Origin of the sequence: Synechococcus sp. CS-1328 (assembly GCF_025128095.1) — a bacterium.
Classification (GTDB): domain Bacteria; phylum Cyanobacteriota; class Cyanobacteriia; order PCC-6307; family Cyanobiaceae; genus CBW1002.
Genome location: NZ_JAHLYT010000051.1, coordinates 42,548 through 69,522 on the forward strand (window position 1 = coordinate 42,548; position 26,975 = coordinate 69,522).

The following is a 26,975-nucleotide window of genomic DNA, read 5'->3' on the forward strand; positions in this document are numbered from 1 at the left end:
CAACGGCTGTCTGAATCGAACAGCCGTCGCCAGCCTTGCTCTCAAGCCTTTCCCAAGGCAAGGCTGGCCAGATGACCCGAGAGCACCGGCGCGTCAGCCGCCGGTGGCAGCAGCGGCGGTGCTGCGCGAGGAGGATCGGGCTCCAGCAGTGGCACTCGCAGGAGACGCTGCCGCTGAAGGAGCGTTCAGCTCAAGCGGTGCAGCGCCAAGATCCTCGACCAGGGCGCGGGCCGGATCATCGGACAGGTCAGCGCCCAGCTTGGCTGCCGCCGCCAGGGGCCGCAGCGAGTTGGCGGTCACCTCCGATCCTTCCGTGAGCTTCTGGCGGGTAATCGCCTCGATCCGCTCCTTCTGCTCGGGGTTCTGCTCCAGCCAGATGATGGTGTTATCACGGCCCTGGCCGATGTTGTCGCCTTCGTAGCTGTACCAGGAACCCTTGCGGGTCACGACCCCGATTTCCTCGGCCAGATCCAGCAGGCAACCGAGGGTGCTGATGCCCCGGCCGAACAGGATGTCGAACTCAGCGATGCGGAAGGGTGGAGCCACCTTGTTCTTGGCCACCTTCACCTTGGCGCGAATGCCGTATTCCTCCGTGCCGCGCTTGAGCGTCTGGATCCGGCGGATGTCAAGCCGCACCGAGGCGTAGAACTTCAGCGCATTCCCACCGGTGGTGGTTTCGGGATTGCCGTAGGTGACGCCGATCTTTTGCCGCAGCTGGTTGAGGAAGATCACCGTGCAGCCCGACTTGCCGATGTTGCCGGTGATCTTGCGCATCGCCTGGCTCATCAGGCGGGCCTGGCTGCCCACTGCCAGATCACCCATCTCTCCCTCAATCTCGGCCCGGGGCGTCAACGCCGCCACCGAATCGATCACGACGATGTCGACGGCGGCGGAGCGAACCAGCTGGTCGACGATCTCCAGGGCCATCTCACCGGTATCCGGCTGGGAGACCAGCAGGTTCTCGATATCCACTCCGAGGGCCGCGGCGTAGACAGGGTCGAGCGCATGCTCGGCATCAACGAAGGCCGCGACGCCACCGCGGCGTTGCACCTCGGCGATCGCATGGAGCGTGAGGGTGGTCTTGCCGGAACTTTCAGGGCCATAGACCTCCACCACCCGGCCCTTGGGATAGCCGCCCCCCAGAGCCAGATCCAGGGTCAGGGCGCCGGTGGAGACGGTTTCCACCCGCATGCGGGAGGCGTCGCCCAGTCGCATGATCGAGCCCTTGCCGAAGTTGCGCTCGATCTGGTTCAGCACGAGTCCCAGCGCCTTGTCACGATCGCTGGGGGAGCGGGCCTCGAGGCTGCGGGAGGTGGCGGACACGGCCTTGGAGTCAGGGGTCATGGAAGAAGCGGCGAGAACGGGCCGGTGCGATCGGAACGGAGAAGGGGGCGCCGCACAGCGTGCGACAGAGAGGGCGGCAACGCCAGGAGCAGGGTCAGCGCCGGGGCAAGGTGACCATCAGAGAGCGTGGCGGACACAGAACAGTGACGCAGGTAGACAGTGACGCAGACAGAGACGATGACAGCGGCAGACGCTGCGGCCGTGACAGAAGCAACGCCAGTGGCAGAGCCAGGGGCCGGGGCAGAGCCAGGACGGCAGAGCCGGTGCCACAACATCAGTGCCACCTGAAACGGCCGACGTATCACGGCCGATGCGTCAGCAAGACCGGGAGCGCTGCACCCACTACGCAACGCCGACCACTGGCGCCAAGGCGCCACCGCGACGCTTGCACCACCGCGCCATTGCGCCGTTTGCACCACCGCGCCATTGCGCCGTTTGCACCACTGCGCCAGCACGCCCAACCCGAGCCTCCAACTTAGTACGGGCGTACTGTAGCGAATCCGGGCCAGCGTGCCAGCGGTGCGGCGAAGGACTCCGGGGTCAGCAGGTCGATGCCCTCAGGCAGTGCGCAGGCGTCTGCGGGGCCGAGATAGCCCCAGCTCACCAACAGGCAGACCACCGCCTCAAGACCGGGCGTGGCTCGCACCTGTTCCAGGGTTGGACGCCGATCCTCCAGGAATCCGATCGAGGCCGCCTCAGCCCTCAGCCGCAGCAGCACATCCGGCTTGCTGCCCTGTTCATGGCCGTAGACGGCGCGGGGCTCGAGAGCGGCGGCGGCCAGCAGCTCGGCGGCAAACGCCCCGCCCTTGGTGGTGAGCACGGCCCAGTCAGCCCCCTCCAACGCCAGCCGGCGCAACCGCTCCGGCACCCCGGGGTAGAAACGGTGCAGAGCCAGCCAGGCCTGCCGATCGTTGGCAATCGCCTCGCTGCGGACCTGTTCGAGCGCCTGCTGCAGTTGCGGCGCCCTCCAGCCTCGCCGCTCAAGGGTCGGCGCCAGAGACGCGGCATAGTCCAGCAGCAAAGCTGCCAGATCCAGGTTCGGACGGCCGAGCTCGGCGGCCATCAGCACCATCTCCCAGCCCTTGTGGATCAGGGGCCGCAGCTGCAGAAAGCCGGCAGGGGCCTGCTCAGGAAGACAGAGAGAAGGATCCAGCCGCAGGGCGGCCCGGCGGGATGACCACCAATACTCGGCCATGCCATCCACGAGCACGCCGTCGAAATCGAAGACGAGTAACGGGGTCGGGGAAGGCGAAATCGCCACAACAGACTGAAAAAACTGGGCCGCTAGGATTCGAACCTAGGAATGGCGGGACCAAAACCCGCTGCCTTACCACTTGGCGACGGCCCAAAGCGCTCGAGCGAGGCAGTTCGGGAGCAGGGGCTCCGAAGCGGCGATCGTCGGTCGGCTCCGGCCTTGAGCCGGTGCTCAGATAGTTACCCACAGCGCCCGGTCCTTCGTCAATCTCCCGGCAGCAGCACCGGGCCAGGCCGCACTCCGATCAGGCCGGGAACACCCGCAACCGCTGCTCCAGGCCGCGGCCGAACACAGCACTGCGCAGGCGATAGCGACCCACCAGCTCGGCCTGCATCTGCCGCACCGTCTCGCTGCGGGGCAACAGCTCCACGGGGCGGCCATGGGGAAGCACCACCTGCTCCACCGCCAGGCGGCATTCCTCCAGGGCCGCCAGGGCATCGTCGTGAGCGGCACTGCCGTACCCCAGCCTCGATCGTGGGCCCTCCACCTCTCCGACGGACGCGTGAACCGGGCCGCGCCGGTGGCGCTCGAGCAGGCGCTCGACACCACGCTGCACCTGGGCGAGCGTGTCGGACTTGATCACCAGGATCGGCAGCCCCAGCCGCTGGGCCTCACGGCGACCCTCCGGATCGCGGCCGAGCTGCTGACGCACGCTCAGCACCACATCGGCCTGCTCGGGACCATCCACCAGCTGCAGCGTCCAGCGGCGGCTGCGCTGCAATTGCTCCAGCAGGTGGCGGCTGATGCCAATCGGCAGCAGCCGCAACGGGTCCTGCACCTGTGCCACCGACTGCGGGTCCAGCTCCGGGTCCAGCTCCAATTCCGAGTCCGGGTCAGCCAATTCGGCGTGGTTCGGCGAGACGGCCGCAGAGCGGCGATGAAAAACCGGTTGGTGGGGGTCGGGAAGCGGAACCGGGGCCAGGGCCGCAGCCTTGGGACGATGGGGCGCCGCTGCTCCCCGGGCTGGCGAGGGGGCTGACTCCTGCCAGTGCACCTGACCATCACTGCCCAGCTCACGAATCTGGGGGCGGGCGCTCTGGCCCCGCAGCATCAGATCCACCGTGCCGGCCACATCCCGGTGGATCAGCCAGCGGTTGCGGCTGTGCATCTCCACCGCCAGGGGGAAGGTGGGTTCAGCCGCCCGCTCCAGCACCGTCTTCTGGCTACGGCGGCGGCGGGCCTCCTCATCGCCGAGTGTCACCGACTGGATTCCCCCGACCAGATCGGAGAGGGTGGGATTCTTGATCAGGTTGGCCAGCGCGTTGCCGTGGGCCGTGGCCACGAGCATCACGCCCCGTTCAGCGATCGTGCGGGCGGCCTGGGCCTCGAGTTCGGTGCCGATCTCATCGATCACGATGACCTCCGGCATGTGATTTTCCACCGCCTCGATCATCACCTGGTGCTGCAGTTCCGGCCGGGTCACCTGCATGCGCCGCGCCCGACCAATGGCGGGATGAGGGATGTCGCCGTCACCGGCGATCTCGTTGCTGGTGTCGATCACCACCACCCGCTTGGCCAGCTCATCGGCCAGCACCCGGGCAATCTCCCGCAGGGCAGTGGTCTTGCCCACGCCGGGCCGGCCCATCAACAACAACGACTCTCCGGAATCGAGCAGATCCCGCACCATCGCCACTGTGCCGAACACGGCGCGGCCCACCCGGCAGGTGAGCCCCACCACATCGCCACTGCGGTTGCGGATGGCGCTGATGCGGTGCAGGGTGCGCTCGATGCCGGCCCGGTTGTCGCCACCGAAGGGGCCGAGCTGGTCCAGCACGGCCGCCAGATCGCCGCGGCTGATCGCTCGACTGCCCAGGTCGATCGCCCGGCCGGGATAGCGGGCCTCCGGCACCCGACCCAGATCGAGCACCACTTCCAGGAGCTGCTCATGGCCATCGATCGCCAGCAGGGATTCCTGGACCACCGGCGGCAGCACCTCCAGCAACCGGTCGAGATCGTCGGTGGTGCGCCGGAACAGGGTCGGATCGGCCACAGGGGCAAGAAGGCCGGCTGGTAGGGACGGACGGCAGACCTCGATGCCCGTTCTAGCCAGCGGTTCCGGCCCGACGCCCGCCGGCGGAGCTGAGGATCAAGGGGCTGGGGGCAACCAGGGACGCACCAGCGCGTCGGCAAGCGTCAGGGCCTGTGGCCAGAGATCACCCTCCCCCAGCAGCGGCCGCTGCCGGCTCGCCGCCTCCAGCAGCAGGGGTTGCAGCAGACGGCGAGCCACACTGCCGAAGGCCACACCGGCGGCCCCAGCCCGGCGGCGACCCAGACGCCGGCCCAGGGCTTCCAGCCGCGGCAGGGTGCTGCCATTCGTGCCGCCGGCCAGCTGCAACGGCCCGGGAGGAGCCAGGGGGGTCAGGTCTTCGAGCAGGCGCACGGCGGCATGGGCGGTGCCATCGCCCACATCCCCGCTCATCGGTCGGCCATCCAGCTGCCAGAGCGGCCGAAAACCGCAGGCCCGCAGCGCCGCATGGCGCTGCCAGAGTTCAGCCGCCAATGGCTCGGGCCCAAGCGGCACAGGAGGTGGTGACTCCCCCGCTCCCCCTGTCCCGCTGAACACGCCTGCGCCCCGCTCCAGGCCACAGCTCACCGCCAGGCGCCGCAAGGGCACACCGCTGCGGTGCACTTCGGCGAGACGCTTCCGAAACGCCTCGCCGCGGCCGGCCTGGGTGTGAATCTCCACGGCATCGGGCTGCAGCTGGGCGAGCAAAGCGGGCACCAAGGCACCCTCCACTATTTGAGCCCTCTCCTCGATCCGATCCAGGGGACAGGCCGGCAGGCAGCGACCGCAGCCATAACAGCGGCTGGCGATGACGCCGCCGGAGGAGCCGATGGCGAGGGCGGGACAGACGCGTTCGCAGGGCCGCGGGCAGTCCGCAGGACAGCGAGCGGGATCGAACCAGGCCTTGCGGAAATGGGGATCGTCCCCATCACTGAGGCTCACCATCAGCCAGGGCTGCGCGGCACCGCGCTCGCGGGCCCAGGCGATGCCGCGCCGTGCGGCCGACACCACGGCGGCATCCGCCGCCAGATCCAGGCAATGCACACCGGCGAGGGTGTAGATGCCGGCCAGATCCTCAAGGGCGCCGAGATCCTGGTTGCTGGCACCGCCGATCCACTTGACCCAGTACCCACCGGCCAGGGCGCGATCAGGATGCGCCAGGGGATCCAGCCCTCTGAAGTGGTGCTGCGAGGGCAACGCAGACCTCTCCCACACCGGAGCCAGCCGCACCCTCATCCCCGCAGGGAAGACGGACGAGGCTCAGCCATCCGCCAGCTCGGCCAGGGGTTGCCAGCGCAACGATCTGGAACCGCCCATCTCGACCACGACCTTGAAACGCGGCTCGCGCCGGCTGAGCGCCACCAGGGAGGCCAGTTCGGCCTTGGAGAGCACCGCCCCCTCCAGCAACCAGAGCAGGATGGGCGCCTCGCCTTCCAGCAGGCTTCCCAGCTGGGGCATCACCCGCTGCACCTCGCCAACCGCCGCGCCGCGGCCAACGCACTGGTGACCGAGATGGGGCGGGCGCACGCCATGCAGCTGGAAGAGGTAAGCCTCCGGATCCCCGAGACCACGGGCCGTGGTGAGCTGAGCCCGGTAGCCGGCGGCCCGCAGACGCCGCAGCAAGCGGGTCTCGGAGCCACCTTCCAGGGGCACGAACAAGGCCAGGGCGCCGGCCTTCTCCAGGTCCTGTCGGAAACCGCGGCCGGTGAGCAGCAGGGGCATCGGAGCGGGAAGAACGGTGGCAGGTACCAGTCTGACAGCCCTGGAGACAACCGACAGCAGACCCGGAAGGCTGCGCCAGATCCGCGCAGATCTCAGCATGGGCCAAACCACCTCAATGCTACATTGATTTCTTGTGCTGCAGATCTGTGCCCGTCCGCTAGCCGGGCCTCCAGAGCTCCGCACAAAGCTCACCCGTGGAGGTGGGCTTCCCGGCCAGTGCGGCTCAAGCAGCGATCCTCGCTGTGCGATCCGCCGGGAAACTGCTGACAGGAGCGGCTCTCTTCGGAGCCGGACCACTCCCGCCGCAAGTCCCAGCCCGCTGATTCGTTTCGCTAGCCCCGGCCTCCGGCCGTTTCTGCGACATCCCGAATTCAGCTTCACCGCTTCGCCGGTGCCTTGCGGCACGGGGGCTGCTGTGGTTCCGCTGGCGTCGTTCCCCTCCCTATGTCCATCGGCATTCTTGGGAAGAAACTGGGCATGTCCCAGTTCTTCGACGAAGAGGGCAGATCCATTCCGGTCACCGTGATCGAGGCTGGTCCCTGCCGTATCACCCAACTCAAAAGCGACGGCACCGACGGTTACACCGCCGTGCAGGTCGGTTTCGGCGAGATTCGCGAGAAGCTCGTCAACAAGCCCGCCAAGGGCCACCAGATCAAATCCGGTGACCAACCCGTTCGCCACCTGCGCGAATACCGCGTCGACAACCTCGACGGTCTTGAGTTGGGCAACCCCATCACCGTCTCCGATTTCGAGGCGGGCCAGAAGGTCGATGTGAGTGGCGACACCATGGGTCGCGGCTTCTCCGGCTATCAGAAGCGCCACGGCTTCAGCCGCGGCCCCATGAGCCACGGTTCCAAGAACCACCGCGAACCCGGCTCCACCGGTGCCGGCACCACGCCGGGCCGTGTCTACCCCGGCAAGCGCATGGCAGGCCGCTACGGCGGCAAACAGATCACCACACGTGGCCTCACCATCCTCAAGGTGGATGCCGAGCGCAACCTGCTGGTGGTCAAGGGTTCGGTGCCCGGCAAGCCCGGCGCCCTGCTCAACATCCGCCCGGCCAAACGGGTGGGCGCCAAGGCCGCGACCTGAGGAGGAGAACCATGGCTGAATGTGTTGTTCGCGATTGGCAGGGCAAGGAAGCCGGCAAGGCTTCACTTGAGCTCAAAGTCGCCAAGGAAACGTCCGCCGCCGACCTGGTGCATCGCGCCGTCGTGCGGCAACTGGCCCATGCCCGTCAGGGCACGGCCAGCACCCTGACCCGGGCCGAAGTGGCCGGTGGTGGCCGCAAGCCCTACAAGCAGAAGGGCACCGGCCGCGCCCGTCAGGGTTCGATCCGTACGCCCCTCCGCCCCGGCGGTGGTGTGGTGTTCGGCCCCAAGCCGCGCAGCTACAACCTGGCGATGAACCGCAAGGAACGTCGCCTCGCCCTGCGCACCGCGCTGATGAGCCGTCTCGATGACCTCATCGTGGTGAAGGGCTTCGGCGCCGAGCTTGAGGCCCCCAAGACCCGTGAGGTCACCGCCGCCCTGAGCCGTCTCGGCATCGAGGCCGGCCAGAAGGTGCTGCTGGTGCTGGACGGAGCCAACGAGGCGGTGCGCCTGTCGGTGCGCAACCTCGAAAAAGTGAAGCTGATCGCCGCTGATCAGCTCAACGTGTTCGATCTGCTCAATGCCAAGAAATTGGTGGTGGGTGAGGAAGCACTCGAGAAGATTCAGGAGGTCTACGGCGATGGCTGAACGATTTGCAGGCCGGCTCGCGGATGTGATCCGCCGGCCGCTGATCACCGAAAAGGCCACCCGGGCCCTCGAGCTGAACCAGTACACCTTTGAGGTGGATCACCGCGCCGCCAAGCCCGACATCAAGGCGGCGGTCGAATCCCTGTTCGACGTCAAGGTGGTGGGTGTGAGCACGATGAATCCCCCACGCCGCACCCGGCGGGTGGGCCGATTCGCCGGCAAGCGCGCCCAGGTGAAGAAAGCGGTGGTGCGCCTGGCCGAAGGCAATGCCATCCAGCTGTTCCCTGAGTCTTGAGGGGTCTGAAACACCATGGCAATCCGTAATTACCGTCCCACCTCCCCCGGCACCCGCACCCGTGTCGCGACCGACTTCGCTGAAGTCACCGGTCGCGGCCGTGAGCGGGGCCTGGTGGTGGCCAAGCACCGCCGCAAGGGCCGCAACAACCGCGGTGTGATCACCTGCCGCCACCGTGGTGGTGGCCACAAGCGCCTCTATCGCCTCGTCGACTTCCGCCGCAACAAGTACGGCGTGGTGGCAAAGGTGGCGGCGATCCACTACGACCCCCACCGCAACGCCCGTCTGGCGCTGCTCTTCTACACCGATGGTGAGAAGCGCTACATCCTGGCGCCGGCCGGCATCCAGATCGGTCAGCATGTGGTCTCCGGACCCGAGTCTCCGATCGAGACCGGCAACGCCCTGCCCCTGTCGTCCATCCCGCTCGGCTCGAACGTCCACAACGTCGAGTTGTACGCCGGTCGTGGCGGCCAGATGGTGCGCACCGCCGGTGCCAGCGCCCAGGTGGTGGCCAAGGAAGGCGACTATGTCGCCCTGAAGCTGCCGTCCACCGAAGTGCGTCTGGTGCGGCGTGAGTGCTACGCCACCCTCGGCGAGGTCGGCAACTCCGAGATGCGCAACACCAGCCTCGGCAAGGCCGGCCGCAAGCGCTGGCTCGGTCGTCGTCCTGAGGTGCGTGGCTCGGTCATGAACCCCTGCGACCACCCCCACGGTGGTGGTGAGGGCCGTGCCCCGATCGGCCGCTCCGGCCCTGTCACCCCCTGGGGCAAACCGGCCCTGGGCCTCAAAACCCGTAAGCGGAACAAACCCAGCAATCGGTTTGTGCTCCGGAAACGTCGCCGCACCTCCAAGCGGAGCCGTGGCGGACGCGATTCCTGATGTAACCCACCGCTTTGCTCTCCGCTTAAACCGCTATGGGACGTTCACTCAAGAAAGGTCCGTTCATTGCCGACAGCCTTCTGCGGAAGGTCGAAAAGCAGAACGCCGCCGACGACAAGTCCGTGATCAAGACCTGGTCACGGGCTTCCACCATCCTGCCGATGATGATCGGCCACACCATTGCCGTGCACAACGGCAAGAGCCATGTGCCGGTCTACGTGACCGAGCAGATGGTTGGTCACAAGCTGGGGGAATTCGCCCCCACCCGCACCTTCCGGGGCCATATCAAGGACAAGAAAGGAGGTCGCTGACGCCATGGCCAACATCAACCCCAACAGCCCAGCCCTGGCGCACGGCCGCTACATCCGCGGTTCCGTCTCCAAGGTCCGCCGGGTGCTCGATCAGATCCGCGGCCGCACCTATCGCGAGGCGCTGATCATGCTCGAGTTCATGCCTTACCGCTCCACCGGCCCGATCACCAAGGTGCTGCGTTCAGCGGTGGCGAATGCCGAGCACAATCTCGGTCTCGATCCAGCCACCCTGGTGGTCTGCCAGGCCAGCGCCGACATGGGTCCCTCCATGAAGCGCTTCCGGCCCCGCGCCCAGGGTCGCGCCTACGCGATCAAGAAACAGACCTGCCACATCAGCATTGCTGTGGCTGCTCCCACCACCTGACCCCCGAGGACACCGAACGATGGGACACAAGATCCATCCAACCGGACTGCGCCTGGGGATCACCCAGGAGCACCGGTCCCGCTGGTACGCCCCCAGTCGTACCTATCCCACCCTCCTGCAGGAGGACGACCGCATTCGCAAGTTCATCCACAAGAAATACGGCTCTGCCGGCATCAGCGACGTGCTGATCTCGCGCAAGGCCGACCAACTCGAAGTGGAACTCAAGACCGCACGCCCCGGTGTGCTGGTTGGCCGCCAGGGAAGCGGTATCGAGGATCTGCGCAGCGGCATCCAGAAAACCCTCGGAGATACGAGCCGTCAGGTCCGTATCAACGTGGTCGAAGTCGAGCGGGTCGATGCCGACGCCTTTCTGCTGGCGGAATACATCGCCCAGCAGCTGGAGAAGCGTGTCGCGTTCCGCCGTGTGATGCGCATGGCCGTCCAGCGCGCCCAGCGCGCCGGCGTTCTGGGCCTGAAGATCCAGGTGAGCGGACGCCTCAACGGCGCCGAGATCGCCCGGACGGAATGGACCCGTGAAGGTCGTGTACCCCTGCACACCCTCCGCGCCGACATCGACTACGCCACCAAGGTGGCCACCACCACCTACGGCGTACTTGGCATCAAGGTGTGGGTGTTCAAGGGTGAAGTGCTTCCGGGCCAGCAAGAGAAGCTCCCCGTGGGGGCAGCCCCGAAGCGCCGGGCCAGCCGTCGGCCCCAACAGTTCGAAGACCGTTCGAACCAAGAGTGATCAGGAGGCCTGAACCATGCTGAGTCCACGACGCGTCAAATTCCGCAAACAGCAGCGGGGCCGCATGCGCGGCACTGCCACCCGCGGCAACACCATCGCTTTCGGGCAATTCGCCCTGCAGGCCCAGGAATGTGGCTGGATCACCTCCCGCCAGATCGAGGCCAGCCGCCGAGCGATGACCCGCTATGTCAAGCGGGGCGGCAAGATCTGGATCCGGATCTTCCCTGACAAACCGGTCACCATGCGCCCCGCTGAAACCCGGATGGGTTCCGGTAAAGGCAACCCGGAATTCTGGGTGGCGGTGATCAAACCCGGCCGCATTCTCTTTGAGATGGGTGGCCCCGAGATCACCGAAGCCATTGCCCGTGAGGCAATGCGTCTGGCGCAGTACAAACTGCCCGTCAAAACCAAGTTCCTGAGCCTGGCCGATCAGGAATCCGCAGACCAAGACCAGGCCGCCATCGCAGTGGAGTCCTGACCATGGCCCTTCCCGACATCGCCGAGGTGCGCAAGCTCACCGAGGGCGAGATCACCGAACAGATCGACGCCACCCGGCGTTCCCTGTTTGATCTGCGTTTCCAGCAGGCCACCCGCCGCCTGGAACATCCGCACCGCTTCAAGGAAGCCCGCATCAAGCTGGCCCACCTGCTCACGGTGCAGAGCGAGCGTCAACGCTCCAGCGCCTCCTGATTTCCTCCCCCATTCCCATGGCACTCAAGGAACGGGTCGGCACCGTCGTCAGCGACAAGATGGACAAAACGGTGGTGGTCGCGGTGGAAAACCGCTTCCCCCATCCCATCTATCAAAAGACGGTCAGCCGCACCACCCGCTACAAAGCTCACGACGAAGGCAACGCCTGCCGCGTCGGCGATCGGGTCCGCATCACCGAAACCCGCCCTCTCAGCCGCACCAAGCGCTGGATGGTGGCCGAGGTCCTGTCCAACACCGGTGCCGCCCCGGCCTCCGGCAGCAACTGAGCAGGACACCCCAATGATTCAACAGGAAACTTTCCTCAACGTCGCTGACAACAGCGGCGCCAAGCGCATCCAGTGCATCCGTGTGCTGGGCACCAACCGTCGCTACGCCCACGTGGGCGATGTGATCGTGGCCGCCGTCAAGGACGCCATGCCCAACATGGGCGTCAAGAAGTCGGATGTGGTCAAGGCGGTGGTGGTTCGCACCCGCGCCACCCTGCGCCGCGACACCGGCAACGCCATTCGCTTCGACGACAATGCCGCCGTGATCCTGGGGACTGACAACAATCCCAAGGGAACCCGCGTGTTTGGTCCCGTGGCCCGCGAACTGCGGGAGCGGAACTTCACCAAGATCGTGTCCCTCGCTCCGGAGGTGATCTGAGATGGCCACTGCCACCCCCAAAGTCAAGCCCCAGACGCGCATCAAGATGCGCATCAAGAAGGGCGACACCGTGCAGGTGATCTCCGGCAAGGACAAGGGCAAGACCGGCGAGGTGCTGCGCACCCTGCCGATCGAAAACCGCGTCATCGTGCAGGGCATCAACCTCCGCACCCGCCACGTCAAGCCCACCCAGGAGGGCGAGACCGGCCGCATCGTCACGGAGGAAGCCTCGCTGCATGCCTCCAACGTGATGGTCTATTCCACCGACAAGAAGGTGGCGAGCCGCATCGAGATCGTGGTGCAGCCCGACGGCACCAAACAGCGCCGCCTTAAGAAGACCGGCGAAGTTCTCGACTGAACCGCGCCGCCTGCAGCCACGGCCTCACCCCTGGCTGAGAGCCTTTACAGCCAACGCTCCACACTCCACTCCATCTCCCCGATCCCTTCCGCCTTCTGACCCCGACCAGAAGTGCATTCCCCTCCCCCCGTCATGTCACTCAAACAGCGCTACCGGGAGACGATCCAGCCCAAGCTGCTCAAGGATCTGAACCTGTCCAACATTCACGAAGTCCCCAAGGTGGTGAAAGTCACCGTCAACCGGGGCCTCGGTGAAGCCGCCCAGAACGCCAAGGCCCTGGAGGCCTCGATCGCCGAGCTGGCCACGATCACCGGTCAGAAGGTGGTGGTGACCCGCGCCAAGAAAGCCATCGCCGGCTTCAAGATCCGTCAGGGCATGCCGATCGGCGTGGCCGTCACCCTTCGGGGTGAGCGCATGTATGCCTTCCTGGAGCGCCTGTTGAACCTGGCCCTTCCCCGGATTCGCGACTTCCGCGGCGTCAGCCCCAAGAGTTTCGACGGCCGGGGGAATTACACCCTGGGGATCCGGGAACAGATCATCTTCCCCGAAATTTCCTACGACAAGATCGACGCCATCCGGGGCATGGACGTCACGATCGTGACTACCGCCCGTAACGACGAAGAGGGCCGGGCCCTCCTCCGCGAGATGGGGATGCCGTTCCGTAGCAACTGAGCCCTCTTCCGGACACGACCATGGCCAATCACGACCCGATTTCCGACATGCTCACCCGCATCCGCAATGCGAGTGAGAAGCGTCACCAAAGCACCAAGATTCCCGCCTCCCGCATGGCCCGCAGCATCGCCAAGGTGCTGCAGCAGGAGGGTTTCATCGCCGAGATCTCCGAAGCCGGTGAAGGCGTTGAGAACCATCTCGTGCTCGAACTCAAGTACAGCGGTAAGCACCGCCAGCCCACGATCCGCTCCGTGCAGCGGGTGAGCAAGCCCGGCCTGCGCATCTACAAGAACACCCGCCAGCTTCCCAAGGTGCTGGGCGGCCTGGGTGTGGCGATCATCTCCACCTCCAAGGGTGTGATGAGCGACCGTGACGCCCGCAAGCAGGGCGTCGGCGGCGAAGTGCTCTGCTACGTCTACTGACCCGGGAGTTCGATTCATGTCACGTATTGGTAAAGCGCCCATCTCCGTTCCCGACAAAGTCTCCGTGAGCCTTCAGGGGCTCACCGTGACCGTGAAGGGTCCCAAGGGAGAACTGAGCCGCACCCTGCCGGATGGCGTCACCATCGCCCAGGACGGCAACACCCTTGTGGTGAGCCCCGTCAGCGAGAGCCGCCGCTCCCGCGAGCGCCATGGCCTCAGCCGCACCCTTGTCGCCAACATGGTGGAAGGGGTCAGCCAGGGCTTCACCCGCAAGCTCGAGATCATCGGCGTCGGCTACCGCGCCGCCCTCCAGGGCAAGAAGCTGGTGGTGAGCGCCGGCTACAGCCACCAAGTGGAGATGGTGCCCCCCGACGGCATCAGCTTCACCGTGGAGAACAACACCACGGTGCTGGTCTCCGGTGCTGACAAGGAAGTGGTGGGCAACGAAGCCGCCAAGGTGCGCGCCATTCGTCCGCCGGAGCCCTACAAGGGCAAAGGCATCAAGTATGAGGGCGAGCGCATCCTGCGCAAAGCCGGTAAGACCGGCAAGAAATGAGGTCTGCCTGAGCGTCGTTACCCCGTACTTCCATGTCCACCGTCTCCCGCAAACAGCAGACCCAGAAGCGCCATCGCCGTCTGCGTCGCAATCTCACTGGCACCGCCGAGCGTCCGCGCCTGGCCGTGTTCCGCTCCAACAATCACATCTACGCCCAGGTCATCGACGACTCCGCCCAGAACACCCTCTGTGCGGCTTCGACCCTCGATAAAGACCTGCGAACCAGCATCACGGCCGCCGGCACCTGCGAGGCTTCCGTCGTCGTCGGTCAGCTGGTCGCCAAGCGTGCCCTCGCCCAGGGCATCCAGCAGGTGGTCTTCGATCGCGGCGGCAACCTGTACCACGGCCGGGTCAAGGCCCTGGCTGACGCCGCCCGGGAAGCGGGCCTTCAGTTCTGATCCCTGCTCTCACCATGACCGAAACCAACGATCAAGTTCAATCCAACGCCATCCCGGGCGCTGCTGATGTTCCCGCCGCGGCCGAAGGCCAGCAGCAGGAACAGCGCCGCGGCGGCGGCGGCGGCGGCGGCCGCAGTGACAACCGGGGCGACCGCAAGGGCGGCCGGGGTCGCGACAACCGTCGTGGCCAGGAGCGTGACTCCGAATGGCAGGAGCGCGTCGTTCAGATCCGCCGGGTCTCCAAGACCGTCAAGGGCGGCAAGAAGATGAGCTTCCGGGCCATCGTCGTGGTCGGCAACGAGCGCGGCCAGGTGGGCGTGGGTGTCGGCAAGGCCGGCGACGTGATCGGTGCCGTGCGCAAGGGCGTTGCCGATGGCAAGAAGCACCTGGTCAAGGTGCCTCTCACCCGCCACAATTCAATTCCCACCCTCAGCAACGGCCGCGATGGCGCCGCCAGCGTGCTGATCCGCCCCGCCGCTCCCGGTACCGGGGTGATCGCGGGCGGCTCGATCCGCACGGTGCTGGAGCTCGCCGGCATCAAGAATGTGCTGGCCAAGCGCCTGGGCTCCAAGACGCCGCTCAACAACGCCCGTGCCGCCATGGTGGCCCTGCAAGCGCTGCGCACCCACAAGGAGACCGCCAAGGAGCGGGGCATCTCCCTCGAGCAGATCTACTCCTGAGGCCACCCATGTCGCTCAATCTCCAGTCTCTCAAGCCCCAGGCCGGCTCCCGCCGTCGCAAGCTCCGCAAGGGCCGCGGTATCGCCGCTGGCCAGGGCGCCAGCTGCGGCTTCGGCATGCGTGGTCAGAAGTCGCGCTCGGGTCGTCCGACCCGCCCCGGCTTCGAGGGCGGTCAGATGCCCCTGTACCGCAGGGTGCCGAAGCTGAAGCACTTCCCGCTGGTGAACCCCAAGTTCTTCACCGTGGTGAATGTGTCCCGCCTCGCTGATCTCGCGGCCGGCAGCGTCGTGACGCTCGACTCCCTTGAGGAGGCGGGCATTGTGACCAGCCCCAAACATCCCCTCAAGATCCTGGGCAACGGCGAGCTCTCCGTGCAGCTCACCGTCCACGCCGCCGGCTTCACCGCCAGTGCCCGCCAGAAGATCGAGGCCGCCGGCGGCAGTTGCGAGCTGGTCGACTGACCAGCCGCATCCGCAACCTTTAGGGTCAGAGCCGTCTGTCAGTGCCTTACGGCCCGACAGACGGCTTTTGTTTTGTCCGGCCAACGCCAGGGTTTCCCTCACGCCCTGGTCCTTCACCCCCTTTCCCCTTCCTCGCCATGCTCGTCAGCCGGGGCCGCAACCCCAGTGCCGGAGAAATCCTCAGCCAGTTGGTGCAGGCCAAAGGTCTGCGGGACCGGGTGCTGATCACCCTGGGCCTGCTGTTGCTCGTGCGTCTCGGGATCTACATCCCCGTACCGGGCATCGACCGGGTCGCCTTCCAGGAGTTCCTGCAGCGGGGCGGACAGCTGATCGGCTTTCTGGACATCTTCACCGGCGGCGGTCTCTCCACCCTGGGGGTTTTCGCCCTCGGGATCCTCCCCTTCATCAACGCTTCGATCATCCTGCAGTTGCTGACCGCAGCCCTGCCGCAGCTGGAGGATCTCCAGAAGAACGAAGGTGAGGCCGGGCGCCGCAAGATCGCCCAGATCACCCGTTACGTGGCGCTGGGCTGGGGCATTCTCCAGAGCACGGTCTTTGCCCTGATCCTGCGGCAATACGCCCTGCCCGGGATCAGCGAACCGGTGTTCGTGATCCAGACCTCCCTGGCGCTGGTGACGGGCTCGATGGTGGTGATGTGGATCAGCGAGGTGATCACCGAGCGTGGCATCGGCCAGGGGGCCTCGCTGGTGATCTTCGTGAACATCGTCGCCACCCTGCCGCGGGCGCTCGGATCAACGATCGAACTGGCTCAGAGCGGCGACCGCTCCACCGTGGGCGGCATCGTCGTGCTGGTGCTGGTGTTTCTGGTCACGATCGTGGGCATCATCTTCGTGCAGGAAGGAAGCCGTCGCATCCCGATCGTGAGCGCCAAACGCCAGGTCGGCGGAGCGAATCTGCTGGCCGCCCGCCAGAGCTATCTGCCGCTCAAGCTCAATGCCGGTGGCGTGATGCCGATCATCTTCGCCTCTGCCGTGGTCTTTCTGCCGCTGACGATCGCCAACGTGACCCGCAATGCCTGGCTGATCCGCATCGCCGGCTATCTCAACCCCAACAGCAGCACCCCCTGGCTGTATGCCCTGCTGTTTTTCGCCCTGATCTGCGGCTTTTCCTTCTTCTACGCCTCGCTCACGGTCAATCCGATCGACATCGCCAGCAACCTCAAGCGCAGCGGCGTGGCGATTCCCGGCGTGCGCCCCGGCTCAGCCACGGCCCTGTATCTCAGTGGTGTTCAGAATCGACTCACCCTGTTGGGCGGCCTCTTCCTTGGCGCCGTGGCAATCATTCCCTCGGCCGTGGAAGGTGCCACCCAGGTGCGGACCTTCCAGGGGCTTGGTGCCACCTCGCTGCTGATCCTGGTGGGCGTGGCGATCGACACAGCCAAACAGGTGCAGACCTACGTGATCTCCCAGCGCTACGAAGGTCTGGTGCGGCAGTAGCTGCGTCCGGCCGACCTGGCCTCTCCCTTGTGTGTTCCGTTCCGCCATGAAGCAACGTCTCCTCTTCCTCGGTCCTCCCGGTGTCGGCAAAGGCACCCAGGCGCAGCAACTGGCAGCGCGCCGCAAGCTGCTGCATCTCTCCACCGGCGACCTGCTGCGCAGCGAAGTGGCGGCGGGCAGTGATCTGGGCCGGGAGGCGGAAGCGGTGATGGCCCGGGGCGAGCTGGTCAGCGATGCCCTGGTGCTGGCCATCGTGCGCAACCGTCTGGAGAACCACGCGGCCGGCTGGCTGCTGGATGGCTTCCCCCGCAACACGGCGCAGGCAGCGGCGCTCGGTGAGCTGCTCGAGGAACTGCAGCAGCAGATTGAACTGGTGGTGCTGATGGAGCTCGATGACGACCTGCTGCTGCAGCGGCTGCTCTCCCGTGGCCGCACCGACGACAACGAGACGGTGATCCGCCATCGACTCGAGGTGTATCAAGCCCAGACAGCCCCGCTGATCGCCCATTACCGCAACCTGGGGCTGCTGGAGTCCGTGGAGGCCTCGGGAACGGTGGAGCAGATCGCTGAGCGGATCGAAGCCCTGGTGGGTTGACCCTTGTGATAGGGTGCTCGTTTGCAAAATCGGAGAGCCCACCGCCCATGAAGGTGCGTGCCTCAGTCAAGAAAATGTGCGAGAAGTGCCGGGTGATCCGCCGCCACGGCCGGGTGATGGTGATCTGCACCAATCCCAAGCACAAGCAGCGCCAGGGTTGAGCCATCCGGCTCCTCCCTCATCCACAAGCTCTGCGGATCCGCCCCTGCGCTGATCCATCCTTTCCTCCCCGACCCGACCGTGGCCGTGCTCACTGCACCCCATCGGGTCCTTTGCCCATTCGAACGTTTCATCTGTGGCTCGGATTGCCGGTGTCGATATCCCTCGCGACAAGAGGGTCGAGATTGCTCTCACCTACGTCTATGGGGTCGGGCTGACGCGGGCCCAGCAGATCCTGGCCAAGACCGGCGTTGACCCTGACACCCGTGTCAAGGACCTCAGCGACGCCGATGTTCAGAAGCTGCGGGGCGCCGCCGAGGGTTACACCCTCGAAGGTGACCTGCGCCGCCAGGAGGGCATGGCCCTCAAGCGGCTGCAGGACATCGGCTGCCTGCGGGGTCGTCGCCATCGGGCCGGCCTGCCGGTGCGCGGCCAGCGCACCCGCACCAACGCCCGCACCCGCCGCGGTGCCCGTAAAACCGTGGCCGGCAAGAAGAAGTAAGACGCGACACCGCGTCTGCGGCTCCGCTCCCTTCTCCTCCATCTCCCCACCCTGCCGCCCATCGCCGCTGCTGCTTCGGCCGCAACGGCAACCCGAATCGCTCCAGCCAGGTCGCCTGGCGACTGCATCGGTTCGTCGGGCGTCACCAGGGTGTTCCGTTCAGTCCCCCGATCACCTCCCTGTATCCGCAGGGCCTCTGCCATGGCGAAGCCAGCCAAGAAATCCGGCGCCAAGAAAACAAAGCGCAACGTCCCCAACGGTGTCGCGCACATTCAAAGCACCTTCAACAACACGATCGTCTCGATCACGGACACCGCCGGTGAAGTGATCTCCTGGTCATCCGCCGGCGCCAGTGGCTTCAAGGGCGCCCGTAAAGGCACGCCGTTCGCCGCCCAGACCGCCGCTGAAGCCGCCGCACGCCGCGCCCTCGAGCAGGGCATGCGCCAGATCGAAGTGCTGGTGCGTGGCCCCGGCTCCGGCCGTGAAACCGCGATCCGCGCCCTGCAGGTGGCCGGTCTGGAAATCACCCTGATCCGCGACGTGACCCCCCTGCCCCACAACGGTTGCCGTCGTTCCAAGCGCCGCCGCGTCTGACCCGTCGTTAGCCCAGCCGCTCGCGGCGTTCGTTCCCACTCCCGACCCTTCAGACCGTGCTCCACTACCAGATCGATCGGATCGAGCATCAGATCGCTGACGACCGTTCCCAGACGGGGGTGTTCCTGATCGGCCCGTTGGATCGGGGTCAGGCCACCACCCTCGGGAACGCCCTGCGCCGCGTCCTGATCGGCAGCCTTGAGGGCAGTGCCATCACTGCCGTGCGGATCGCCTCCGTCAACCACGAATACGCCACGGTTCCGGGCGTCCGCGAAGACGTTCTCGACATTCTGCTCAATTGCAAGGAGATCCCGATCAGCAGCCGCAGCCGCGAGCTCGAGATCGGTCGGCTTGTCATGAATGGCCCCGCCATCGTGACCGCCTCCGACCTGCAGTTCTCCTCCCAGGTGCAGGTGATCGACGGCCAGCGTCCGATTGCCACCGTGGCCGAGGGCCACAGCCTTGAGATGGAAGTCCATGTCGAGCGCGGCGTCGGCTACCGGCCCGTCGATCGCCACAGCGAAGACACCAGCGCCATCGATCTGCTCCAGATCGATGCCGTCTTCATGCCCGTCAAGCGCGTCAACTACACGGTCGATGAGACCGCCGTGGGCGAAGGCGGTTCTGCCCGCGAGCGGCTCCGCATCGAGATCGAGACCAATGGCAGCATCACGCCGGATGACGCCATGGCCCAGGCTGCCAACCAGCTGATCGCCCTGTTCCAGCCACTGGCCAGCCTCACCATGGCTGAGGAACCCGGTCCGGAGATCGAGCCTTCAGCCGAAGCCCAGATTCCGCTCGAGGAACTCAACCTCTCCGTGCGGGCCTACAACTGCCTCAAGCGGGCCCAGGTCAACTCCGTGTCCGACCTGATGGGCTTCAGCTATGAGGATCTGCTGGAGATCAAGAACTTCGGCTCCAAGTCTGCCGATGAAGTGATCGAAGCCCTGGAGCGCATCGGCATCTCCCTGCCCCAGAGCCGCACCACCGCCTGAGCCGCGGCACCCCACCCCGTTCCGTCCCTGTTCGAGCTTTTCCGTCATGAGACACCAGTGCCGAGTGCCCATGCTGGGCCGTCCCGCAGACCAGCGCAAGGCGCTGCTCCGCGGCCTCACCACCCAACTGATTCGCGAAGGTCGCGTCACCACCACCAAGGCCCGTGCCAAGGCCCTGCGTGACGAAGCCGAGCGCATGATCACCCTGGCCAAGGACGGCACCCTGGCGGCCCGCCGTCGGGCGATCGGCTACATCTACGACAAGCAACTCGTCCACGCCCTGTTCGACAAGGCCCAGGACCGCTACGGCGATCGCAACGGCGGCTACACCCGCATCATCCGGACGGTGCCGCGCCGCGGCGACAACGCCGAGATGGCGATCATCGAACTGGTCTGAGCCTGGCGGTGGTGCCGGCACGCGCCCACGCCAACGCTGCGCTGCCCCTTGGCCGCGGACGCCTCAAGGCCTCCGCGGTTTTTTTATGGCCTGATTCTGTCCAGCGGAGCCGCTGATGACCGGCTTGACGTCGAGCGCACCACCCAGTGCTTCCGCCAGCGCTCCGGAACAGGCGGTTGGCGGATCCGCAGTCCGCGAATCCGCCAACCGCGAAGCCGCCAAAGGCGAAGTCATGGGCCTCGAACGTCGCCGCCGCATCGCCCTCTGCCTGCAATACGACGGAGCGGCCTTCTGCGGCTGGCAACGCCAGCCGCGACAGCCCAGCGTGCAGCAAGCCCTGGAGGAGGCCATCTCCAGCCTGGATCCACCCAGCCAGGATCAACAGCGACCGGTACGAACCATGGCCGCGGGCCGGACCGACAGCGGCGTCCACGCCGCCGGCCAGGTGGCGCACTTCGAGACCAGCGGCCCCATCCCGGCGCAGCGCTGGCCCAAGGCCCTCAATGGACGCCTGCCCGCCTCCATCCGTGTGGTGGCCGCCGCCGAGGTGCCGCTGACCTGGCATGCCTGTTTCAGCGCCACCTACCGCCGCTACCGCTACACAATCCATAACGGGCGCACCCCCAACCTCTTCCTTTCCCCCTGGACCTGGCACCGCTACCAGCAGCGGCTGGACGAGCAGGCCATGGCCGACGCCCTGGCGGGCATGCTCGGCGAACACGACTTCTCCGCCTTCCAGCGGGCCGGCAGCAGCCGCCCCCATGCCCGCACAACCCTGCAGGAGGTGGCGGTGGACCGGCAGGGAGACCTGGTGGTAGTGGAGATGCAGGCCAGTGGCTTTCTTTACGGCATGGTGCGCCTGGTGATGGGGCAGCTGGTGGCCGTGGGCGAGGGGCAACTGAGCCTGGCCGACTTCTCACAACGCTGGCGCGTGCAGGCTCGCGATCAGGTGAAGGAGGCGGCGCCTCCCCAGGGACTCTGCCTGCTGCGGGTGGGCTATCCGCAGGAGGTCTTTCAAAGGAGGGCCTGGTACGATGGCCAACCGCGGTTCGTGTTGGCGATCCCAGATTCGCCCTGAACCCGCTTGCTTCAGCCCCTGCGGAGCGGTCCTTCGGACCCACCGCCGATCGAGCTGATCATCCGGGATCGGGGAGCATCAGCAGGTGATCGATCCAGCCCCGCACTCTCTGCAGCCGACGCTGCGCGCACCCCTGTCTGACCCCCATCAGGGTCAAAACCGGTGACGCGGTAGGTTGACTGTTGATCTGTCCTGCCCCATCCGCCGCGATGGGCCCAACCCATCCGGCCTGCCGGTGCGATGAACAAGACATCCCTTCCTTCCATCGAGTCCCTGGAGCGCCAGTGGTACGTCGTCGACGCTGAGAATCAGACTCTTGGCCGTCTCGCCAGTGAAGTGGCCCAAGTGCTGCGGGGCAAGAACAAGCCCTGCTACACCCCCCACCTCGACACCGGCGATTTCGTGATCGTCATCAACGCCGAGAAGGTGAAGGTGAGCGGCAACAAGCCCACCCAGAAGCTGTATCGCCGCCACTCCGGTCGCCCCGGTGGCATGAAGACCGAAACCTTCGCTCACCTGCAGGGCCGAATTCCCGAGCGGATCGTGGAGAAGGCGATCAAGGGCATGCTTCCCCACAACGCCCTGGGCCGCCAGCTGTTCCGCAAGCTGAAGGTCTACAAGGGCATCGATCATCCCCACGCCGCCCAGCAGCCCCAGGCTCTCGCCCTCGACCCCGCCACTTCCGCCCAATGAGCAGCAATTCCGTCGTCTACTGGGGCACTGGTCGCCGCAAGACCGCTGTTGCACGGGTGCGCATCGTTCCCGGCACCGGCAGCGTCACGATCAACGGTCGCCCCGGCGATAACTACCTCAATTACAACCCCGTCTACCTGGCGGCCGTGAAGGCCCCCCTGCAGACCCTGGGTCTTGAATCCCAGTACGACGTCCTCGTGAACGTGCGCGGCGGCGGCCTCACTGGCCAGGCCGATGCCATCAAACAAGGTGCCGCCCGTGCCCTTTGCGACCTGTCGCCGGACAATCGCAAGCCCCTGAAGACGGAAGGCCACCTCAGCCGCGATCCCCGTGCCAAGGAGCGCCGCAAGTACGGCCTCAAGAAAGCCCGCAAGGCTCCCCAGTTCTCCAAGCGCTGATCTTTTCTTCTCTGTTCGCACTGCTCTGATCGCAGCCATGCCGAAGGCCGACATTCACCCCACCTGGTATCCCGATGCCAAGGTGATCTGCAACGGAGAGGTGGTGATGACCACGGGCTCCACCCAGCCCGAACTGCACGTCGATGTGTGGAGCGGCAACCACCCCTTCTACACCGGTACCCAGAAGATCCTCGACACCGAGGGTCGCGTCGACCGTTTCATGCGCAAATACGGCATGGGCTCGGCCGACACGGCCAAAGCCGAAGTCAAAGCCGATGTGTCCAATTCGGACGCGCCCCAGGCCTGACGGCCGGCGCTCAACCTGCTCCACTCAGCCGGATGCCCCTGGGCATCCGGCTTTTTGATGGGTGCGCCCCATCCCGCGTCCCCCTCTCCTCTCCTCAGTCGCTGCATCGCTGTGATCGATCAAGCTCTGCTGCACGAACGACTGGCCACCGCCTGCACCACCTTCGCGGCCCTGGAGCGTCAGCTGGCCGATCCGGCGGTCACGGCCGATCCGGCCCAGCTGCAGACGATCGCGCGGGAACGCGCCCGGCTCGAGCCGCTGGTGCAGGACTACGCCGCCCTGCAGAAATGCGAACGCGAGCGGCAGGAAGCGGGGCAACTGCTGAAGGAGCATCGCGGCGATCCCGCCATGGAGGAACTGGCCGCCGAGGAGCTGGAGCGGCTGGGGGCCACGATCAATCAGCTGCAGGAACGGCTGACCCTGGCGCTGCTGCCCCACGACCCCCGCGACGAGCGCAGCGTGATGCTGGAGATCCGCGCCGGTGCCGGCGGCGACGAAGCCGGGCTCTGGGCGGGAGATCTGGCCCGCATGTACGACCGCTACGCCCAAGGCCAGGGCTGGCAGGTCCAGCCGGTGAGTGCCTCGGAAGCGGAACTGGGCGGCTACAAGGAACTCATCCTGGCGATCCGGGGCGACGGGGTCTACAGCCAGCTCAAGTTCGAGGCGGGTGTGCACCGGGTCCAGCGGGTGCCTGCCACCGAATCCCAGGGGCGGGTGCACACCTCCACGGCCACGGTGGCAGTGATGCCGGAGGCAGATCCGGTGGAGGTGCAGATCGATCCAGGCGAGCTGGAGATCAGCACAGCCCGCTCCGGCGGCGCCGGCGGCCAGAACGTGAACAAGGTGGAAACGGCGGTGGATCTGCTGCACAAGCCCACCGGCATCCGCGTGTTCTGCACCCAGGAACGCTCCCAGCTGCAGAACCGGGAACGGGCGATGGAGATCCTGCGGGCCAAGCTGTTGGAGCGGGAACTCGCCGCCGCCGCCGCCGCGGAGAGTTCAACCCGTCGGGCTCAGGTGGGCAGCGGGGATCGCAGCGAAAAGATCCGCACCTACAACTACAAAGACAACCGCACCACCGACCACCGCCTGGGACGCAACTTTGCGCTCGAACCCGTGCTGGCGGGCCAGCTGGGCGAGCTGATCGGGGCCTCGATCGCCGCCGAGCAGAGCCGGCAACTGGAAGAGCTGGCCCGCCAGGCGAGCGGGATCTGAACCCAGGTTGGGGCTTCAGAACCAGCGGTTTTCGAGGCCGCGAGCAAAACCGGATCAGGCGGCACCGATCAGATATTTGGCCCACTCCGCGTGGCGACCGGCCCGGATCTGACGGCTGGCCTCGAAATTGAGCCCGCTGTGGGGGCGATGGGGCTCCTGCAGCAGCGGCATGCCGGCTTCGCGGGGCGTGCGATTGCCCTTGCGCACATTGCAGCCCAGGCAGGCGGTGGTGACGTTCTCCCAGACATCGGCGCCGCCACGGCTGCGGGGCACGATGTGATCGATCGAGAGCGGCTGGGTGGTGCTGGCGCAGTACTGGCAGCGGTGGTTGTCGCGCTGAAACAGATTGCGGCGGGTCAGGGGCAGGGGCTTGTAGGGCACCCGCACGAACTGACGCAGACGGATCACGGTGGGCAGCAGCAGATCCGGCCGGATGACACGGCTGGAGTCGTGCTCCAGGCCCTCGGCCTTTCCCTTGAGGAGCATCACCATGGCGCGGCGCCAGTGGGTGATATTGAGCGGCTCGTAGGACGCATTCAGAACGAGAACGTGGCCCATGCCAGCCCCTCTGATTGCAGGTCATGCTAGGAGCGTTCTCCCCGCGCGACTGTGTTCCACGCCTCCTTCGACGGCACCGGCAGCGACGCTCGGCGGCTCCTGGCTGCCGTGGAGAGGCGCTGATGTCCTCCTCGCCGCTCAGCACACCCCTGGCACCCCATGAGACCGGCCAGTCCAGGCAACGGGCCTGGGTGGAGGTGAATGCTGGCGCCATCCGCGCCAACGCCCGCGCCCTGCGCAGCTTCATCGGTCCGGTCACCGAGCTGATGGCCGTGGTCAAGGCCGATGGCTACGGCCACGGTGCGGTGCTGGTTGCCCAGGCCGCCCTCGCCGGCGGCGCCAGCTGCTTCGGGGTGGCCACCCTCGCCGAGGGGGTGGAGCTGCGCACCGCCGGGATCCGGGCGCCGATTCTGGTGCTGGGCAACCTCACCCAGGTGGAGGAACTGCGCAGCTGCCTGCGCTGGCAGCTGATGCCGACGATCAGCAGCATGCGGGAAGCCCTGCTCTGCCAGAACCTGGCCAGCGGCAGCGGCCGCACGATGCCGCTGCAGCTCAAGCTCGACACCGGCATGGCCCGGCTCGGCGCTGACTGGCAGGACGGCCCCCGCCTGGTGGCGGCCCTGCAGGATCTCGATGCCGTGGATCTGGTGGGGCTCTATTCCCACCTCGCCCATGCCGATGCCTGCCCCGACGAGGACGACGGCCTGACGCGCGAGCAGCAACGCCGCTACGAGAACGTGCTGGACAGCCTGCGCCAGCAGACGCTGAGCTGCGGCCACCGCCACCTGGCCAACTCGGCCGGCACCCTGCGGGATCACGCCATCCACTACGACCTGGTGCGGGTCGGGCTGGCCCTCTATGGCCAGGAGCCAGCCCCGCATCTGGCCGGCCGGCTGCCGCTGCAACCAGCGATGCAGCTGCACGCCCGCGTCTCCCTGATCCGGGAGGTGCCGGCGGGGGTGGGGGTGAGCTACGGCCATCGCTTCCGTACCAGCCGCCCCAGCCGATTGGCGGTGGTGGGCATCGGCTACGCCGATGGCGTCCCCCGCCAGCTCTCAAACCAGCTGGAGGTGCTGTTCCGAGGCCAGAGCCTGCCGCAGGTGGGCGCGATCACCATGGATCAACTGGTGCTCGATGCCACCGAAACCCCCGAGCTTGAGGTGGGATCGGTGGTCACCTTGCTCGGACAGCAGGGCGACCGCAGCATCGGCCCGGCCGACTGGAGCGAGCGCTGCCACACCATCCCCTGGGAGATCCTCTGCGGCTTCAAGCACCGGCTGCCGCGTCTTGCGGTGAACGGCAGCGAGGAGGGCTGAGGCTGCCGGCCCACTGATAAACTCACCAAGCCGCTGGAGAGGTGGCTGAGTGGTTGAAAGCGGCTCCCTGCTAAGGAGTTACAGGTGGCAACATCTGTCGAGGGTTCGAATCCCTCCCTCTCCGTTTCCAAAGTGCAGACTCCCCGGCGTCCGCTCAGGTGGGATGGCGGGAATGTCGATCGGGCCTGCAGCACCCGGCCCGGAGTGCCTCAGACCGGACCGCCGTAGCGCAGCAATTCGGTCGTGATCCCCGGCAACAGGGCCGGATCAGCGGCGCACGCCTGCCCTTCGCTGAAGATCACCAGCAGGAACGGCAGACCGTTCTCAGGTTCCGCATAGGCGGCGTCATGGCGCGCCTGGCTCATCCAGCCGGCCTTGCTCCAGAAGGGTGTCTGCAGCGGCAGGGCTTCGCCGATGAAGCCATCCACCTGGTTCTCCGGATCGGCCTGCAGTTCCAGAGGATCGAGCGGGCGGGCCAGCAGGTCCTGCATGCGCCGGCACGCCGGCGGCGACACCATCGCGCCTGCCATCACCCCATGCAGAACCCGGGCCACGGCATCGGTGCTGAGGCGGTTGCGATTCTCCAGGTCAGGCCCGTAGAACTGACGTTCACGGCCGTAGGGGCCATCGCCCCAGGTCTTCTGGCAGGCATTGCAGCCCACCAGTTCAGGCCAGGCGAGCTCCGCCAGCCAGCGATTGACGATGCCGCGCTGGTGGCACCAGGAGCTGTAACGGTGCGGCGGCAGCTCCGGGCCACCGGTGGTGCCGCTGAGCAGATCCATCACCAGTGCCGTGGCGTCGTTGCTGGAGTCGCGGATCATGTCGGCCAGGGCCCGGCGCAGCTCCGGCCCATCGCCAAGCCGCTGGCGTTGCAGCCAGGCCTCGGCGGCCACCAGATAGATCAACTTCACCACACTGGCGGGGTAGCGGAGGCGATCGCCTGCCCAGGCCGCGCCGGTCACCGGTCGCTGCCAGAAGCTGGCCGGATCCAGGTCATGGGCCTGGTGCCGCAGGGACTCGGGGTAACGCAACCAGGTGATCGACAGCCTCTGGCCCAGCCCGGGTCGCCCCTCCAGCTCCAGTGCCGCCACCAGATCAGCGAGGCGCTCGGCCATGCCCGGATCCGGGTTGTAGAACACCATCTCC

Annotated in this window: 38 protein-coding genes and 2 tRNA genes; 32 read left to right on the plus strand and 8 right to left on the minus strand. The window is 66.6% G+C overall.

Features of this window, described 5'->3' with window-relative positions:
* Nucleotides 1-93: 93 nt before the first annotated feature.
* The 6 genes from recA to KQ310_RS09705 all read right to left on the minus strand — a co-directional run bounded on the left by recA (nt 94) and on the right by KQ310_RS09705 (nt 6,326).
* Complete coding sequence (recA, locus tag KQ310_RS09680; protein WP_259721550.1) at nt 94-1,344, minus strand: recombinase RecA; 1,251 nt, start codon at nt 1,342-1,344, stop codon at nt 94-96.
* 475 nt (nt 1,345-1,819) lie between these two features.
* Nucleotides 1,820-2,539 carry an HAD family hydrolase gene (locus KQ310_RS09685; protein ID WP_259721605.1) on the minus strand — a complete coding sequence of 240 codons (720 nt, stop codon included), beginning with the start codon at nt 2,537-2,539 and terminating at the stop codon, nt 1,820-1,822.
* A gap of 81 nt (nt 2,540-2,620) precedes the next feature.
* Nucleotides 2,621-2,692: transfer RNA gene (locus tag KQ310_RS09690), tRNA-Gln, on the minus strand.
* 151 nt (nt 2,693-2,843) lie between these two features.
* Entirely contained in the window at nt 2,844-4,589 is a 1,746-nt protein-coding gene (locus tag KQ310_RS09695; RefSeq protein WP_259721551.1) for an AAA family ATPase, read from the minus strand.
* Nucleotides 4,590-4,685: 96 nt separating this feature from the next.
* Nucleotides 4,686-5,840 carry an LdpA C-terminal domain-containing domain gene (locus KQ310_RS09700; RefSeq protein WP_259721552.1) on the minus strand — a complete coding sequence of 385 codons (1,155 nt, stop codon included), beginning with the start codon at nt 5,838-5,840 and terminating at the stop codon, nt 4,686-4,688.
* Nucleotides 5,841-5,864: 24 nt separating this feature from the next.
* A complete protein-coding gene (locus tag KQ310_RS09705; protein WP_259721553.1) occupies nt 5,865-6,326 on the minus strand; it encodes an NAD(P)H-quinone oxidoreductase subunit N in 462 nt (153 codons plus the stop codon).
* Nucleotides 6,327-6,770: 444 nt separating this feature from the next.
* Between KQ310_RS09705 and rplC the strand changes: the two genes are divergently transcribed.
* The 30 genes from rplC to prfA all read left to right on the plus strand — a co-directional run bounded on the left by rplC (nt 6,771) and on the right by prfA (nt 23,955).
* Nucleotides 6,771-7,418: a 50S ribosomal protein L3 gene (gene rplC / locus KQ310_RS09710; RefSeq protein ID WP_259721554.1), complete on the plus strand. Its 648-nt coding sequence runs from the start codon at nt 6,771-6,773 to the stop codon at nt 7,416-7,418.
* An 11-nt stretch (nt 7,419-7,429) separates the two neighbouring features.
* Nucleotides 7,430-8,065, plus strand: a complete 636-nt coding sequence (gene rplD, locus KQ310_RS09715; protein ID WP_259721555.1) for a 50S ribosomal protein L4 — start codon at nt 7,430-7,432, stop codon at nt 8,063-8,065.
* On the plus strand, nt 8,058-8,360 hold the full coding sequence (locus KQ310_RS09720; RefSeq protein WP_048018109.1) for a 50S ribosomal protein L23: 303 nt from the start codon (nt 8,058-8,060) through the stop codon (nt 8,358-8,360). Before rplD ends, KQ310_RS09720 begins: the two co-directional genes overlap by 8 nt.
* Before the next feature lie 15 nt (nt 8,361-8,375).
* Nucleotides 8,376-9,239, plus strand: a complete 864-nt coding sequence (gene rplB, locus KQ310_RS09725) for a 50S ribosomal protein L2 (protein ID WP_259721556.1) — start codon at nt 8,376-8,378, stop codon at nt 9,237-9,239.
* Nucleotides 9,240-9,274: 35 nt separating this feature from the next.
* Nucleotides 9,275-9,550: a 30S ribosomal protein S19 gene (gene rpsS, locus KQ310_RS09730; RefSeq protein ID WP_197157037.1), complete on the plus strand. Its 276-nt coding sequence runs from the start codon at nt 9,275-9,277 to the stop codon at nt 9,548-9,550.
* Between the two features lie 4 nt (nt 9,551-9,554).
* Complete coding sequence (gene rplV, locus KQ310_RS09735; protein ID WP_259721557.1) at nt 9,555-9,914, plus strand: 50S ribosomal protein L22; 360 nt, start codon at nt 9,555-9,557, stop codon at nt 9,912-9,914.
* Nucleotides 9,915-9,933: 19 nt separating this feature from the next.
* Nucleotides 9,934-10,662 carry a 30S ribosomal protein S3 gene (gene rpsC, locus KQ310_RS09740; RefSeq protein ID WP_197157041.1) on the plus strand — a complete coding sequence of 243 codons (729 nt, stop codon included), beginning with the start codon at nt 9,934-9,936 and terminating at the stop codon, nt 10,660-10,662.
* Between the two features lie 16 nt (nt 10,663-10,678).
* The gene (gene rplP, locus KQ310_RS09745) at nt 10,679-11,140 is read left to right on the plus strand and encodes a 50S ribosomal protein L16 (RefSeq protein ID WP_259721558.1); all 462 of its coding nucleotides are present in this window, start codon (nt 10,679-10,681) and stop codon (nt 11,138-11,140) included.
* 2 nt (nt 11,141-11,142) lie between these two features.
* Nucleotides 11,143-11,352, plus strand: a complete 210-nt coding sequence (rpmC, locus tag KQ310_RS09750) for a 50S ribosomal protein L29 (RefSeq protein WP_197157045.1) — start codon at nt 11,143-11,145, stop codon at nt 11,350-11,352.
* Nucleotides 11,353-11,369: 17 nt separating this feature from the next.
* Nucleotides 11,370-11,639 carry a 30S ribosomal protein S17 gene (gene rpsQ, locus KQ310_RS09755; protein WP_259721559.1) on the plus strand — a complete coding sequence of 90 codons (270 nt, stop codon included), beginning with the start codon at nt 11,370-11,372 and terminating at the stop codon, nt 11,637-11,639.
* Between the two features lie 13 nt (nt 11,640-11,652).
* Nucleotides 11,653-12,018, plus strand: coding sequence for a 50S ribosomal protein L14 (gene rplN / locus KQ310_RS09760; RefSeq protein WP_006173346.1), 366 nt, complete (start codon nt 11,653-11,655; stop codon nt 12,016-12,018).
* Between the two features lies 1 nt (nt 12,019).
* A complete protein-coding gene (gene rplX, locus KQ310_RS09765; protein WP_259721560.1) occupies nt 12,020-12,376 on the plus strand; it encodes a 50S ribosomal protein L24 in 357 nt (118 codons plus the stop codon).
* Between the two features lie 132 nt (nt 12,377-12,508).
* Nucleotides 12,509-13,048, plus strand: a complete 540-nt coding sequence (gene rplE, locus KQ310_RS09770; RefSeq protein WP_197158908.1) for a 50S ribosomal protein L5 — start codon at nt 12,509-12,511, stop codon at nt 13,046-13,048.
* A gap of 20 nt (nt 13,049-13,068) precedes the next feature.
* Complete coding sequence (rpsH, locus tag KQ310_RS09775) at nt 13,069-13,470, plus strand: 30S ribosomal protein S8 (RefSeq protein WP_259721561.1); 402 nt, start codon at nt 13,069-13,071, stop codon at nt 13,468-13,470.
* Nucleotides 13,471-13,486: 16 nt separating this feature from the next.
* The gene (rplF, locus tag KQ310_RS09780; RefSeq protein ID WP_259721562.1) at nt 13,487-14,026 is read left to right on the plus strand and encodes a 50S ribosomal protein L6; all 540 of its coding nucleotides are present in this window, start codon (nt 13,487-13,489) and stop codon (nt 14,024-14,026) included.
* Nucleotides 14,027-14,058: 32 nt separating this feature from the next.
* Nucleotides 14,059-14,424, plus strand: coding sequence for a 50S ribosomal protein L18 (gene rplR / locus KQ310_RS09785; RefSeq protein WP_259721563.1), 366 nt, complete (start codon nt 14,059-14,061; stop codon nt 14,422-14,424).
* 14 nt (nt 14,425-14,438) lie between these two features.
* Nucleotides 14,439-15,104, plus strand: a complete 666-nt coding sequence (gene rpsE, locus KQ310_RS09790) for a 30S ribosomal protein S5 (RefSeq protein WP_259721564.1) — start codon at nt 14,439-14,441, stop codon at nt 15,102-15,104.
* A gap of 8 nt (nt 15,105-15,112) precedes the next feature.
* Nucleotides 15,113-15,565 carry a 50S ribosomal protein L15 gene (rplO, locus tag KQ310_RS09795; RefSeq protein WP_259721565.1) on the plus strand — a complete coding sequence of 151 codons (453 nt, stop codon included), beginning with the start codon at nt 15,113-15,115 and terminating at the stop codon, nt 15,563-15,565.
* A gap of 137 nt (nt 15,566-15,702) precedes the next feature.
* Complete coding sequence (secY, locus tag KQ310_RS09800; RefSeq protein WP_259721566.1) at nt 15,703-17,022, plus strand: preprotein translocase subunit SecY; 1,320 nt, start codon at nt 15,703-15,705, stop codon at nt 17,020-17,022.
* Between the two features lie 46 nt (nt 17,023-17,068).
* A complete protein-coding gene (locus KQ310_RS09805) occupies nt 17,069-17,617 on the plus strand; it encodes an adenylate kinase (RefSeq protein ID WP_259721567.1) in 549 nt (182 codons plus the stop codon).
* A gap of 47 nt (nt 17,618-17,664) precedes the next feature.
* A complete protein-coding gene (gene rpmJ, locus KQ310_RS09810) occupies nt 17,665-17,778 on the plus strand; it encodes a 50S ribosomal protein L36 (protein ID WP_007100636.1) in 114 nt (37 codons plus the stop codon).
* Nucleotides 17,779-17,912: 134 nt separating this feature from the next.
* Nucleotides 17,913-18,278: a 30S ribosomal protein S13 gene (gene rpsM / locus KQ310_RS09815; protein WP_197157063.1), complete on the plus strand. Its 366-nt coding sequence runs from the start codon at nt 17,913-17,915 to the stop codon at nt 18,276-18,278.
* A 201-nt stretch (nt 18,279-18,479) separates the two neighbouring features.
* The gene (gene rpsK / locus KQ310_RS09820) at nt 18,480-18,872 is read left to right on the plus strand and encodes a 30S ribosomal protein S11 (RefSeq protein WP_010311626.1); all 393 of its coding nucleotides are present in this window, start codon (nt 18,480-18,482) and stop codon (nt 18,870-18,872) included.
* A gap of 56 nt (nt 18,873-18,928) precedes the next feature.
* A complete protein-coding gene (locus tag KQ310_RS09825) occupies nt 18,929-19,867 on the plus strand; it encodes a DNA-directed RNA polymerase subunit alpha (protein WP_259721568.1) in 939 nt (312 codons plus the stop codon).
* A 46-nt stretch (nt 19,868-19,913) separates the two neighbouring features.
* Nucleotides 19,914-20,264, plus strand: coding sequence for a 50S ribosomal protein L17 (gene rplQ, locus KQ310_RS09830; RefSeq protein ID WP_197157067.1), 351 nt, complete (start codon nt 19,914-19,916; stop codon nt 20,262-20,264).
* 232 nt (nt 20,265-20,496) lie between these two features.
* Nucleotides 20,497-21,342, plus strand: a complete 846-nt coding sequence (gene truA, locus KQ310_RS09835; protein ID WP_259721606.1) for a tRNA pseudouridine(38-40) synthase TruA — start codon at nt 20,497-20,499, stop codon at nt 21,340-21,342.
* 240 nt (nt 21,343-21,582) lie between these two features.
* Nucleotides 21,583-22,035, plus strand: a complete 453-nt coding sequence (gene rplM, locus KQ310_RS09840; RefSeq protein ID WP_259721569.1) for a 50S ribosomal protein L13 — start codon at nt 21,583-21,585, stop codon at nt 22,033-22,035.
* Nucleotides 22,032-22,433: a 30S ribosomal protein S9 gene (gene rpsI, locus KQ310_RS09845; RefSeq protein WP_259721570.1), complete on the plus strand. Its 402-nt coding sequence runs from the start codon at nt 22,032-22,034 to the stop codon at nt 22,431-22,433. Before rplM ends, rpsI begins: the two co-directional genes overlap by 4 nt.
* Before the next feature lie 37 nt (nt 22,434-22,470).
* The gene (gene rpmE, locus KQ310_RS09850; protein WP_259721571.1) at nt 22,471-22,740 is read left to right on the plus strand and encodes a 50S ribosomal protein L31; all 270 of its coding nucleotides are present in this window, start codon (nt 22,471-22,473) and stop codon (nt 22,738-22,740) included.
* 114 nt (nt 22,741-22,854) lie between these two features.
* Nucleotides 22,855-23,955, plus strand: coding sequence for a peptide chain release factor 1 (gene prfA / locus KQ310_RS09855; protein ID WP_259721607.1), 1,101 nt, complete (start codon nt 22,855-22,857; stop codon nt 23,953-23,955).
* A 54-nt stretch (nt 23,956-24,009) separates the two neighbouring features.
* Here prfA and KQ310_RS09860 read toward each other — a convergent pair whose 3' ends face one another.
* Nucleotides 24,010-24,513, minus strand: coding sequence for an HNH endonuclease (locus tag KQ310_RS09860; RefSeq protein WP_259721572.1), 504 nt, complete (start codon nt 24,511-24,513; stop codon nt 24,010-24,012).
* Nucleotides 24,514-24,635: 122 nt separating this feature from the next.
* Here KQ310_RS09860 and alr point away from each other — a divergent pair, with 122 nt between their 5' ends.
* Together alr and KQ310_RS09870 are read left to right on the plus strand one after the other, a co-directional pair.
* The gene (alr, locus tag KQ310_RS09865) at nt 24,636-25,829 is read left to right on the plus strand and encodes an alanine racemase (protein ID WP_259721573.1); all 1,194 of its coding nucleotides are present in this window, start codon (nt 24,636-24,638) and stop codon (nt 25,827-25,829) included.
* Nucleotides 25,830-25,864: 35 nt separating this feature from the next.
* A tRNA-Ser gene (locus KQ310_RS09870) sits at nt 25,865-25,953 on the plus strand.
* Between the two features lie 85 nt (nt 25,954-26,038).
* Here KQ310_RS09870 and KQ310_RS09875 read toward each other — a convergent pair.
* Nucleotides 26,039-26,971 (minus strand): class A beta-lactamase-related serine hydrolase, encoded by a 933-nt coding sequence (locus KQ310_RS09875; RefSeq protein ID WP_259721574.1) that lies wholly within the window; start codon nt 26,969-26,971, stop codon nt 26,039-26,041.
* Nucleotides 26,972-26,975 lie beyond the last annotated feature (4 nt).